General features: G+C 51.5%; 9 protein-coding genes. 7 read left to right on the top strand and 2 right to left on the bottom strand.

The features are described from left to right. Nucleotides 1-8: 8 nt before the first annotated feature. From G006_RS26820 to G006_RS0102365, 6 genes are all read left to right on the top strand, one after another. On the top strand, nucleotides 9-2,237 hold the full coding sequence (locus G006_RS26820) for a bifunctional DNA primase/polymerase (RefSeq protein ID WP_160167652.1): 2,229 nt from the start codon (nucleotides 9-11) through the stop codon (nucleotides 2,235-2,237). 906 nt (nucleotides 2,238-3,143) lie between these two features. After that, complete coding sequence (locus G006_RS26815; protein ID WP_020481558.1) at nucleotides 3,144-3,929, top strand: head maturation protease, ClpP-related; 786 nt, start codon at nucleotides 3,144-3,146, stop codon at nucleotides 3,927-3,929. A 26-nt stretch (nucleotides 3,930-3,955) separates the two neighbouring features. Beyond that, a complete protein-coding gene (locus tag G006_RS0102385) occupies nucleotides 3,956-5,293 on the top strand; it encodes a phage major capsid protein (protein WP_020481557.1) in 1,338 nt (445 codons plus the stop codon). A gap of 62 nt (nucleotides 5,294-5,355) precedes the next feature. Then, nucleotides 5,356-5,853, top strand: a complete 498-nt coding sequence (locus tag G006_RS0102380; RefSeq protein ID WP_020481556.1) for a hypothetical protein — start codon at nucleotides 5,356-5,358, stop codon at nucleotides 5,851-5,853. Nucleotides 5,854-6,066: 213 nt separating this feature from the next. Then, the gene (locus G006_RS0102370; protein ID WP_020481096.1) at nucleotides 6,067-6,384 is read left to right on the top strand and encodes a hypothetical protein; all 318 of its coding nucleotides are present in this window, start codon (nucleotides 6,067-6,069) and stop codon (nucleotides 6,382-6,384) included. A 17-nt stretch (nucleotides 6,385-6,401) separates the two neighbouring features. Next, the gene (locus G006_RS0102365; RefSeq protein ID WP_020481097.1) at nucleotides 6,402-8,051 is read left to right on the top strand and encodes a phage tail tape measure protein; all 1,650 of its coding nucleotides are present in this window, start codon (nucleotides 6,402-6,404) and stop codon (nucleotides 8,049-8,051) included. A gap of 394 nt (nucleotides 8,052-8,445) precedes the next feature. Here G006_RS0102365 and G006_RS0102360 read toward each other — a convergent pair whose 3' ends face one another. After that, nucleotides 8,446-9,036, bottom strand: coding sequence for a Uma2 family endonuclease (locus G006_RS0102360; RefSeq protein WP_020481555.1), 591 nt, complete (start codon nucleotides 9,034-9,036; stop codon nucleotides 8,446-8,448). A gap of 167 nt (nucleotides 9,037-9,203) precedes the next feature. Then, nucleotides 9,204-10,007, bottom strand: coding sequence for an arylamine N-acetyltransferase family protein (locus G006_RS0102355; protein ID WP_020481554.1), 804 nt, complete (start codon nucleotides 10,005-10,007; stop codon nucleotides 9,204-9,206). 947 nt (nucleotides 10,008-10,954) lie between these two features. Between G006_RS0102355 and G006_RS0102350 the strand changes: the two genes are divergently transcribed. Continuing rightward, nucleotides 10,955-13,105 (top strand): adenosylcobalamin-dependent ribonucleoside-diphosphate reductase, encoded by a 2,151-nt coding sequence (locus G006_RS0102350; protein WP_020481553.1) that lies wholly within the window; start codon nucleotides 10,955-10,957, stop codon nucleotides 13,103-13,105. Nucleotides 13,106-13,127: the final 22 nt, after the last annotated feature.

Here is a 13,127-nt window from a genome sequence, read left to right as displayed (position 1 = left end):
GTTGTCCAGTGCCAACAATTGAATCCCGATTTGAGTACGCATCGAAATATGCGGCGCTGGGCTGGCCAGTGTTGCCGTTGCACTGGATTACTGAGCGGGGTATCTGCAGCTGCGGCAAAAGTGATTGCCGGTCTGCTGGCAAACATCCGCTATTGCAGAAAGGGCTGCTTGATGCCGCTACGGATACAAAGACATTAAATGCCTGGTTTAACAAATGGCCGCAAGCAAATATCGGCATTCGAACCGGCGCGGCATCCGGTATTTTTGTGCTCGATGTCGATCCTCGCCATGGGGGTGATGATGCGCTGGAGCAGTTGAAGAGCGAACTAGGCTCTATTCCGGATGATGTTGTACAAGTCACGGGTTCGGGCGGTAGTCACATCTGTTTCAGATACGCCGGCCCGGAATGTCGATCGACAACCAATTTTTACCCAGGTATCGATCTTCGTGGCGATGGCGGTTTTATAGTCGTAGAGCCATCAAATCATGTCGCTGGTGGCGATTATTTTTGGGATGGCGCATCGCCTTTGGAGGGTGCAAAATTGCCAGAGTTGCCCAGCAATTTGCTGGCAAAGTTGCGCGATAAAAAACACGCGGTAAAGCATCAGCCGGAAAACACCAAGCTTTTGCCGGTGAGTGAGGTTAAGAAAATTCGGGCGGCATTGGGGTTTATTCCGGACTTTGACAGCCGTGACCAATGGCGCACCATAGGCATGGCGTTACACTCAACCGGGGCAAGTGATCAGGCCTTTGGTTTGTGGGGTGAATGGTCGCAGCAGTCGGATAAGTTCAACCTGGCTGATCAAAGGCGAGTTTGGAATTCATTCAAGCCGGGTGGCGGGGTAAACCTGGCTACCTTGTTTGGCATTGCCAAAGGCAACGGTTATTCGCCGCCGGAAGTATCTCGACCACCTGAGCCGCCTTTGTCGGTTTATGAGGTTGAAGCCGCTCAGACAGAAACATCAAAACAAGTACAAGCAAATAAACCGAAGCGTAAACCCAATGCGACGCCGCCCGGCAACGCTGAGCAATTTAAGCGCTTTGTATTTCTGAAAAATCACAATCGGATTTTCGATACCGTGACGCGCAACGAGTTGAGTCGAGACGGCTTTGACGGTGCGTTTCTGCATGTCTTTCCTGACCACAAACCCTCGGCGGTTTTTCTAAAAAATCCGGCCACTATCAAAGTTGATGGTCTGATTTATCTGCCTGGCGAAACCGATAACCCGGTTCATCGTGACGGTGCGGTGCTTTGGAATATTTGGCGCGATCCCGGCGTCCGTTTGCCTGATGAAGCGACACGTGAGGATGTGGAACAGTGGCTGGAGCATCTGAATTACCTGTATCCCAATCCAATTGAGCAAGCCCATATCTTGAACTGGATGGCCAGCACCTTGCAGCGGCCACAGTGCAAAATCAATCATGCTTTGTTGATTGCGGGAACCTCGCGAGTCGGCAAGGACATGCTGCTTAATCCGCTGCGCTACGGTCTGGGTTCTGCCAATGTCTGTGAGCCGCCGGCGGGCGAGTTGAAGGAATCCTTCACCGATTATCTGCATCATTCCAAATTGGTTATTTTCCAGGAGATTCAAACATTCGAGGGTTTGAACCTGGAAAACAAACTGAAACCAATGCTAGCCGCGCCACCGGATATGCTGCGGGTGCGCTTGTTCGGGCGGGGGTTTTACGAAACACCGAATATTGTTCAGGCCATCTTTATGTCCAACTATAAAGATGCCTTGCACATATCCGAGGGCGACGGCCGCTATTTTGCGGTATGGACCGATGCGGTACCCAGACCTAAGGAATATTACAACGACCTGGCGCGGTGGCTCGATGGCGGCGGCAATGGCTTGGTGGTCCGCTGGCTGCTGGATCGTGACCTAAGCGACTTTAATCCCAAACAACCAGCGCCTTTGACTCGGTTCAAATCGGAGCTGATTGGCACCAGTAAGTCACCGCTCAAACATCAGATCGAGGACATGATAGCGGCCGGCGATTACCCGTTCAACGTTGATTGTGTGCGGTCTATCGATGTGGCAAAGGCCATGCGTGATAAGTACAGCGCCAAGTCTATTGGGGTGGTGATGGCTGAGCTGGGGTGTTTGCCGATGATGTGTAAGCGCTCGACCGGCAAACGCGAGAAGGTTGCCTTATTTGCGGTGCGGGATATTGAGGGGTGGCGGCAGCAGTCGGCTATCAAGTGGCTGGGTGAGTATGACGCACGGCGCGATTAGTCACCATGTGGCCCTGTTTATTACCGTCAATGGGACGGATAACGGGGCGTGCTCAGGCCTTGCTATCCGTGGGATGCGGGGCTATGTGTCCCCTTGTCCCCTTATTTTTCACACATGTAAGAGATATAGAGAGTAACAGCGACAACAGGACACTTATGCAAATACACGAAAGAAAGCACTATCGAAAAAATCAGGTGACAAGGGGACGGATTGCCAGCAAAGCCACACGCGCCGCGGCTTGCAGCCGTCCACTTGTTGAAAAATTACGGGTGATCCGTCCCGTTATCTTGGGCAGCTGTCCAGGGGGGGCGGGTGAAAAGTCAAAAGCAACCCCAGCCTAGACCGATAGCAATTAGTTTTTTGCAGGGCCGCGAGTTTTGGGAGGGGGTATAGCAATGGGGAGGGTGGGTCAAAACTCTAGGCCGTTCAGCTTCCTTTGCGTCGCCCTAGCTAAATTTTTGCTGGAGTAAGTTTTGCAAATCCAAAAAGCCCATTTGAGAGGGGTTATGAATACAGGAAATCGAGAAATATGAAATTACTAAATCGTTTGAGAACAGTATTAGGGCTCGAGTCTGAGCCTATCCGAATCGACGGTGTGACGATTCGGCAGATAGAACAAAACCTACGCCGGCTGGGCTATAGCCGGTCTCAATCAGTTGTTTTTGTGCGCGATTTGAAGCGGGCCATTGGCCTAATAAAATAACTTGAAAATTTTTAACCGTGTGCTATAAACGTGATAACTCTGTCGGCGCGATGCTGGCAGGGCTTAGCGAATCGGCGAGACGCCGACCGCGTCAGACTTGCCCCACCTGCGGCGCGACGCTGCATTCCAGACCAGTCACTCGTACTACATCACACGGATTTTTAACCCGACGGCTTTTTGTCGTCTTCCGTTCGGATAACTATATGAAAAATTGGTATCAAATCAAAAACCAAATGGCCACAAGCGCCAAAATCAGCATCTTTAACGAGATTGGGCGTGGTGGCATTACGGCGGCAGAACTCATTGCCGAATTACGGGCGCTGGGTAACGTTACCACGCTAGAACTTAACATTCATTCCCCTGGCGGCAGCCTGTTGGATGGCTTGGCGATTTATAACGCGCTGAAAAATCATCCGGCCAAAATATTGGGCCATGTCGATGGTCTGGCGGCCAGCGCGGCCTCAATTATCTTGATGGCCGCTGACCGGATCACCATGCCGGAAGATGCTTTCCTGATGATCCACAACGCCCAAGGCGGGGCTTATGGCGATGCGGCAGAGCTGCGCGACATGGCGGACCTGATGGATAAGCTCCAAAGCAGCGCCGCCGACATCTATGTGCGGCGCACCGGCCTGGACCGCCAGACCGTTCTTGACATGATGGCCAAAGAGAGCTGGTTATCAGCAACAGAAGCTAAGACGTTAGGCTTCTGCGATGAGGTTATAGGTCGTGTTGGCTTGGCAGCCAAAGCCCGGTCCTTTGACCACCGCTTCAAGATGTCGCCCATGAGTGAGCCGGACTTCGATGAATTGGAGAACGAGCGAGACTTTGAGCGATTGCTTCGAGACTTGCATTTCACTAAGCGTGAAGCAACCGCCTTTGTGAGCAGATTGAAAAACGTGGTCAATCGGCCCGCAGTCGACAACGCCGACGACGAAATTATGGAACGATTGGAAAATTTAAAAATACCCAAATCGATCCTCAACTAAACACATTTTTTACAGGAATTATATTTATGAAGACTTTTAAATTTATCGGCCTTTGCATGGCTTCCTTTGGACTGCTGGTCCTGGCTTTCAATGTTGGCGCCGCACCTCATGAGGTCGCCGCTGGACTGTCCGGACTGGCCGCGCTCGATCACAGTCAGTTATTCACTGGCCTGCTGATGGCGGGCACGGTCGGCAACTCCGACGCGGTTATGAAAATGCTGGACGGCGTGGAAAAATCACTCGCCGACTTCCAAATGAAAGCCCAGAGAGAGCTTCAGGAATCTGGTCGGGTCTCTACCGAAACTAAAAATGCACTACATGATGTCCAGTTGAGCCAGCGCGAGTTTGCTGACAGGCTGTTAATGTTAGAGCAAAAACGCGTAGCCGGTGCCGATGGCGGCAGTTTTAGCGGGCTTTCTAAAGGTTGGGGTGGTCAAATCGTTAACAACGCTACCTTTAACGAGATGATGCGCGGGGGCCGAGCGCGTGCGAAATTCGATATTCAGAATAACACGTTAACCGGGAGCGGTAATATTGGCGGCGTCGACCGTCGCCCCGGCATGGTGCCGGGGGCCTTTGCGCCGCTGCGCGTTGAGGATTTATTCCAGCATTTTCCGACAGATTCGCCGTTGATTGAATACAGCCGTGAGAACGTGTTCACCAATGCCGCCGCAGAGACCGCTGAAGGGGGATCGGCGAGTGAATCTAGCTTAACTGTCACCCTGGTTCAACAACCCGTATCGACCGTAACGCATTTTATGAAGGTCAGCAAACAACTGGCGGCGGATAACGCCCTCATGGCCGCGTACATCAACGCCCGCCTGATGTACGGCGTTCAACGCCGTGTTGATGCACAAATTGTGAACGGTAACGGTACGGCGCCGAATATGAGTGGGTTGCTGCAAACCGGGAATTTCAGCGCGCACGGCTACACCGCCGCACAGGTCGGCACACCGTTGCCAAAGCATCGCTTAATCCGCAAGGTGATTGCAGATTTGCGCTCAGCGGGCTATACGCCGAGCGCCATATTGCTTAATCCGGCGGACTGGTTAGCGTTTGATTTAGATCTGTTGTCCTCCACGCCGGCGGCTGTCAGCTCAAGTGATATTGCCAATGGCTTCCAGCAGATGTTGTTCGGTGTGCCGGTCGTCGAGACAAGCTCCGTGACAATCGATACCTTCGCGGTTCTTGATGCCTTAGCCGCTGCGTCGATCTTTGATCGGCAGGATGTAGGGATTGAAGTGTCAGATAGCGATGGCGACAACTTCACCAAGGGCTTGCTTACAGTGAAAGCCGAGCGCCGGCTGGCGCTTGCTATCGAGCAAACAGGGGCAATTCGCGGCGGTGATTTAACACCAGCGTAATCAACTCGCAACCGGGTTATGGCTTAGGTCATAGCCCGGCCATTAATGGATGGAGAGCTAGTATGAAATTCTTAGAAAGTATCCTGAAAAAATCGCGAATTATCGATGAGCTGTTTCAGAACGATTTGCAAGAACGCTCGGACGAAAGACAGGCTTGTGCTGAAAAAATCCAGAGTTTATCCAAAGCGTTGCGTGATTTGCCAACCGATCAGCTTGCACAAGCCGAGAAAGAGGTTGCCGACTCGACGCTTAAGCTAGCGCAAGCCCAGCGCAAATATAGCGAGCTGGCCACGGAGATCGAAGGCAGACGGCGCAAAGTGTTGTCCGCTATTCAGGCCGAGGAACAAAAGCTACAGCAGTTGAAGCCCCTGATCATCCAACAGGCCGTCAATAATCTGCATGAACGCGTACAGTCTGCCGGTCCGTTAACGCCCAATAAAACGGGCCTGCTCAACGGCATATATGAAGAATTGCGCGCCTTGCCCCTGGTTGTCGATGACAAACGATTGCTTTCATGTATTGCCGATATTGACGGCCGCATCCAAGCGATTTTTAGCTAAATGCGCCAGTCCAACAAACTCGCTGGCGATCATATCAAAAGCGAGCTAATTCACTTTGGCGTTATTGACAGGCCACCCTGGCAGCGAGCCGGATTCTTTACCTATGGCGACTATTGGCTGAGCAGACAAATGCTAAAGACATTAAATCACGCGCAAGGGCGGGCATGTCAGCCACGCTTAGCCAATGGTTAAGCGTTAACCGAGGATTATGTTATGAAAAAAATGGGATTTTCCATTACCACTGCCGAAGGGCATTTTTTGACGCGCTGCGAGCTTAGGCAGGAAGGCCAAGGCATCTATCTGGACACAACATTTGAAAAGGATGTTGTGAAAAGCGTAACGGTGCGAAAGCTAAAAGAATTAGCCGAAATTAAGCAGAAACTTGAAGCCGCTCATCCCGAGATAAAACTTTGGGCGGTCGAGTTATTTAAAGATCAAGGCAAAGCGTTCTGCCGGTCGGCAACGAGCGACGCGCCACCTTGGTTTAAAACCCAACACGAACGGAACGGCCGCTTGTATTCAGTCCAGTAGCTGACAGGAGAATTATCATGTCAAAAGATTTCGATTTAAAAGCAGTTATCAGAATGGTAGATCAGATGTCACCAGCGCTGAAAAACATCACCAAAAACCTTAATGTATTCAAAAGACAGTTAAGAGTTGTCGGCGATGGTGCGCCGATGTTTGGCGCGGGTTTTGCCGCGTCGATGGCGGTACCGGCCAAAGCGTTTATGGATTTAGAGAATTCCGCAGCCTACCTGCAAAACACCTTGATGGATAAGAACGGGAGTATCCCGGCGGTATTCCAGAAAATCAGCGAGGAAGCGATAAAGCTGGGAACTCAGTTACCCGGAACAACAGCCGACTTTTACGCGATGTCGTCAACACTAAAAGCCTTTGGCGTGAATGCTGACTCTATCGCCAATGGCGTATTGAGGGCCACTTCATACCTTGGCGTCGTTGGCAAAGACATCAATGTGACTTATGACAGTGCGGCGGAATCAATGGGTAAGCTCAGCCGGGCGTTTAACATTGCCGACAGTGATATGGTGCCGTTTGCCGATTCTATTCAAAGGGTGTTGTTCAACGGCACCAAGCTGGATGAATTGCAATATGCCATGTCCCGTGTCTCTGGCCCGTTGAAAGTCGCTGGTGAAGAAGGCCTAAAGGCGGCAAACCAAATGCTGCCGTTGGTCTCGGTCTTTACCAGCACGGGTATTTCAGGTGAAGAGGCCGGTACCGGCATTCGTGAGATTATCAACCAGGCCACCAAGCTGAATAAATTCTCCGGCATTCCAAAGCTGATTGCCGACCTGGATAAAATAAACCACCTACCGAGCAAGCTACGCTTTGCGAAATTGGAAAACCTGTTCGGCAAGGAGCACGCCAGCAAAGCCGCGCTGATCACCCTGGAAAGCTATAACCGGCAAGTGCAGGCGATGGCCAACCAAGGCAGTCTGATGGACAAAATAGCCAACTCCGCCGGCACGCTCACTAACAAGGTGGAGACAGCCGGCGGTACCTGGTCAAATTTCATGGCGAAATTCGGCAGCCAGTATGCGCCGGAACTCAAGGCGGCCGCCGATTCCGTCAACCGTATATCGGAAAATCTCACCGGCTTTATTGATCAAAACGGGCCGGCGGTGATGACAGCAGCGAAGATGGCCGGCGCCTTTGTCGGCTTGAAAGTTGCGGCCTGGGGTTTGGCGGGCGGTATCGGCGCAATAACGGCGGCCATGAAGTTAAACCCGTTGATGTTGCTGGCACAAGCGGCCATCGTCGCGGCGCCGTTGATAATCGATAATTGGGATAGTATCGTCAACCGGCTTAAGGAGGGATTCGGCAAGATCAAGGATTTTTTCCAGCCGCTAATCGATATGTTCAAATATATCGGTAACTGGGTTTCGAACGATCCGCTGTTAAAACTGGTTGGCAGCGTGCCCATGTTCTTGGGTAAATCGGTTGCCTCGTTGTTGCCTGATTTCTCGGGGGTTCAATTACCCAGCGGCGAAGGCATGCGGGCACCGGGCTACCAAAAAAATATTGTTGGGTCGGTGAAAGGCGGGGTTGATGTCAATGTCCGGTTCGACAATTCACCCGCAACGATGCGAGTGGCTCCGAGTAAAACTCATGGGCCGGTTCGGTCGAATGTGGATGTGGGCTATGGGTTTACCCATGCTATGTATCTAGGCATGCCGTAACTTGATCGGTTAGCCGGATCAAAAGCCGCCTGGCAGTAATGCAGGCGGCTTTTTTTGGCACTATAGACCATCGGTTTTTTTGCCCGAGGGCGCAAGGCAGGGCACATATTAGGGCACATTCAGACACAAACCAAACGCATCGAAACACGCTTGACCTTCGGGCAATTTCTGTTATCCTTTTGATCCATAGGACGTTTCAGCGTGTCCCGATGTGTTCGCCTGTTATTGGTTGGCGCTTACAAGGCGAGGGTCGGGGGTTCGAACCCCTCAGCACCCACCAGGCTATTGGTGTTTAAAGCGTAATCATTTACCTGACATCATATGGCTCGGACCAATCTGGCTCGGCCATGTTATGAGGCCTGCGGATGGATCGATGACAATCTCTAGTTTCCGGTCAATAATCCGTAGGCAAGCGCGCAGCCAGTTCGTCCCAACGGATGACAATTTCCGGCAAAATGCCAACCTGGGTTTCGCCTTCCAATTGGTAAAGTTGCGGTTTGCCGAACTCCCCCTCTGCCAAGCTGTATATCGTTAACACCCGATCCACCGGATGAACCAGCCAATATTCGCGTACCCCGTGGCGCTCGTAGAGCTGGCGTTTTTTGATTTGGTCATGACCTGCGGTGGAGGGAGATAATACTTCGACTACCCAATCCGGAGCCCCGCGTACGCCACGTTTATCGAGTTTATTGCCATCGCATACCACCAACACATCGGGTTGTACGACCGTATCGATAGATTCGTCGGCTTCCTGATCTTTGGGTAAACGTACGTCGACCGGTGCGATAAATGCCCGACAGGTTTTGTTTTGCAGCGCGTTAGCTGCTTGACGATAAATCTCCCCCGCCACATCCTGATGCGGCAAATCCGGCGCGGGTGACATCAAATAAGCATCGCCGTCTACTAATTCGTAACGCACGTCGTCCGGCCAGTTTAGATAGTCGCCGTAAGTGTGGGATTCCCGATCTTTCAATGCCAAAGCCATTGTCTTAACTCCTGGTTTGCCTTGCTGCTAGAACGCATTCGATATTTTATCCAGATGTGTCAGTGATGCGAGACATTTCAGATAAAAAACGATTGAGCCAAAAAGATGGCACCGGCTTGAAGGCCAACTCCGATGCAACCACAGCGCCCCGCACAATCTATTCGTAGCTACTTTAAAGTTAACCGTTCTGCGAGCGGGTGCAACTGCTGATAATCAAGTTCGATACCAAACTGTTCGCTCAGCAAATCGCTTAGATGCGCCCGGTTTTCGATTGTATGACTGATTTGATCACCCGCTTGGTATCGCGAAAAATTGGTATTAAATAATTGCACCCAGCCCTCGGCGGTATTGCGGCAGATCAACAGATTTTGTGCCAGTAGTGATTGATCCCAGGTTGTGCACACCAAGTTAGCCGCGTCCAGGTCGCAGCGTTGTACCTTAGCGCGGTCGAAACTATATAACGCGAACCACTCACCGTTTTGCAGTCGCTCTAGCACGGTTTCTCCCGATGCCGTTTCATGGCGCAACCGAAACTGATTACCGTCCTGGCTTTGCGCCTGCTCGGTATTCAGGCGTAGTGGCCGATAATGGCTGGGCCCGCCGAAGCCGGCATCGACCAGCCAAGAGTCGCCTTCAGCTTCCACGATAAACGCTAAATGCAGGCGCGGTCCACCTTCATTACGCCCCATCCGCACTCTGGCCATAATCGGCTGATAAGTGAATCCCAACTCATCCAGCGCCTGTCCAAATAATCCGTTCAATTCGAAACAGTAACCGCCGCGTCGGTTGGCGACGATCTTTTTCATCAACGCCGCTGTTTCCAAATCAGGTATCAAGCCCAGCAGCGGATTGATGTTTTCAAACGGAATAGCGCTCAGTTGCGCTTGCTGTAATTGGCTTAGGCCGGCGAGGGTGGCCTCCGGTTTGGCTATGCCGATGCGGCTTAGGTAAGCGTTAAAGTCGAAACTCATGGATCAATTTTGGATGTTAAAACTATCGGTAAAGAGCGCCAGTTTTGCGGCGATAGGATATCGGGGCGAGAAAGATAGCAGATTCTGGTAAACGGTTTCAAACCCCCAGCTCGACTGCCGTATCCTTGATGCCACGCTTGGCAACGGCTATCGGTAATTTAGACCGGCACTGCCGAGGTTGAGATCTAGCACGTTTCCGCCCTCTTGAATCGATGGTTTATGCGAGTCACCGGAATTGATGTCGTGAATCCTGGTTGTGAATGGATCAATGGGTAGCTCTGTCAAATCGTGGGGCGGGTAGATTGAAACTTGTCCGACGGTGTTGCTTGTCCGCCATTCCCCAAGCCAAAACCTCCAATTTGTCGATGTCACCGGCTTGTATGATCGGGTAGTAAGCTATTTTCCCGGCGCATAGTTGTCTATGGACTTCTGTGGTCATCACAAGCCCACTCGACAATGTCGAAACCCTTAAAAATGGGTTCGCCCAGATGTTTGCCTGGGTAATGGGCGCTTCTGGATATTTAGGCGAAATTGTCTAGCTCTCTAAAAAATACCGGCTGAGTCAAGGCTCACGCATTCATGCTGGCTCATCTCGGGCATGTGCCAGCATGCCAAAAATACTATGCAATAGCTGGCTATCGTAAAAAATCGATTTGCTGTTTTCAGAACAGTAATCTTATGGCTGGGCTATCTAAAGCGAAATTAAAATTAAATGCCGCCGCTAACTCCTTGAGTTAAAAAAACAAAGCCGCAAGCGGGGTTATTTAGTAAAAATTTCCCGCTGACAACACAATATGTTGTGCTAGAATTTTCACATAGACACTATATGCAGTATGTCGCCAGGCTGTAGTGTTTTTCGGTTTTAACCCAATAAACATCAATATCTTAGCCGTGCCGGAGTGCTGAGATAGGCCAATAACCATTCAACTAGAAAAGGGAATCCACGAATGACCGCAAAACTTCATGTTGTGACGCAAGACACCACCGAAATCCCGCTACAAAGTGCTTCCCTGGATATTTGGGACAGTAAATACCGCTTAAAAACCAAGGACGGCAAAGCGATTGACGAAACCATTGACGATACCTACAAGCGCGTCGCCAAAGCCCTGTCTAGCGTGGAGAAAACCAAGGCGCTGCAAGAAAAACACTACAAAGAATTTCTGTGGGCCTTGCGTAAAGGCGTTATTCCGGCAGGCCGCATCGTCTCCAACGCCGGCGCGCTGGAACACAAACCGGCTACCTCCACCATCAATTGCACCGTGTCCGGCATCATCGAAGATTCGATGGACGACATTCTGCACAAGGTCCACGAAGCCGGTCTGACCTTGAAAGCCGGCTGCGGTATAGGCTATGAATTTTCTACGTTAAGACCCCGCGATGCATATGTGTCCGGTGCCGGTGCGTACACCTCCGGTCCGCTGTCGTTTATGGATATTTACGACAAGATGTGTTTTACCGTATCGTCCGCTGGTGGCCGCCGTGGTGCGCAAATGGCCACCTTCGACGTAGCACATCCTGACGTGGTGGACTTTATTCGCGCCAAACGCGAAGACGGCCGCTTGCGCCAGTTCAACTTGTCGCTGCTGATTACCAGCGAATTCGTCGAAGCCGTTAAAAACAACGGTCAATGGCCGCTGTCCTTTCCGGTTACCGAGCGCGAAGCCAATGTCGATAAACTGAATCTGACCGATACCGACAAAATCGTCTGGCGTGATCTGCCCAATAAAAAAGGTTATGTGGTCAACGAGGCCGGCCTGGTGGCGTGCCGCATTACCAAAGTCATGCCGGCCCGCCGTTTGTGGGACATCATTATGTCCTCCACTTACGACTATGCCGAACCAGGATTTATCTTGATCGACAAGGTCAACGAAATGAACAATAACTGGTTTTGCGAGCACATCCGCGCTACCAACCCCTGCGGCGAACAACCGCTGCCTCCTTACGGCAGTTGCCTGTTGGGCTCGATCAACCTGACCCGTTTCATCGACAAACCCTTCACCAAAGAGGCCCGCTTCGATTGGGAAGGCTACCGCAAAACCATCCGCATCTTTACCCGCATGCTGGATAACGTGGTCGAGATCAACGGCTTGCCGCTGGAAAAACAACGTGAAGAAATCGTCGGCAAACGCCGCCACGGCATGGGCTATTTGGGCTTGGGTTCTACTATTACCATCCTGGGTATGAAATACGGCGATGAAGAATCGCTGGAATTTACCGAACAAGTCACCAAAGAGTTGGCTCTCGAAGGCTGGAAAGCCGGCCTGGAACTGGCGAAAGAAAAAGGCCCGGCACCTATCATGGACCAGCTATTCACCGTCACCGGCGAAATGCTGCACAAACGCCCGGAAATGCAAGCCGACGGCTACAAACTGGGTGACCAAGTCCCAGGGCGTGTATTGCACGCTAAATACAGTCGCTACATGCAAAAAGTCGCGCAGGAACTGCCGGAATTGGTCGCGGAACTGGCGGAAGTGGGCTGCCGTTTTACCCACCATAGCTCGATTGCGCCCACCGGCACTATCTCGCTGTCCTTGGCGAATAACGCCAGCAATGGCATCGAGCCCAGCTTTGCGCATCATTATTCACGTAACGTGATCCGCGAAGGCAAAAAATCCAAAGAAAAAATCGACGTATTTTCCTTTGAATTGCTGGCCTACCGCCATCTGGTCAACCCGGAGGCGATGCCGTATAGCGAAGACCCAAACCAACAATTACCGGCTTATTTTATTGCCGCCGACGACGTCACGCCGAAACAGCATGTGGATATTCAGGCCGCCGCGCAGCGTTGGATCGATTCCTCGATCTCTAAAACCGCCAACGTGCCGACCGATTATCCGTACGAAGACTTCAAGTCCATCTACGAATACGCCTACGATCAAGGTTTGAAAGGCTGCACCACTTTCCGTTTCAACCCGGAAGTGTTCCAAGGCGTGTTGGTGAAAGAATCCGATTTGGAAAACACCACCTACCAATTCACCCTGGAAGACGGCCATGTGGTGGAATTTAAAGGTAACGAAGATGTGGAATATGACGGCGAGATTCACACCGCAGCGAACTTGTTCGATGCCTTGAAAGAAGGCTATTACGGCAAGTTTTGATAATCAAAATACGTAGGTTGAG

Source organism: Methylomonas sp. MK1, assembly GCF_000365425.1.
Taxonomy (GTDB): Bacteria; Pseudomonadota; Gammaproteobacteria; order Methylococcales; family Methylomonadaceae; genus Methylomonas.
This window is presented reverse-complemented; position numbering and strand designations above follow the sequence as displayed.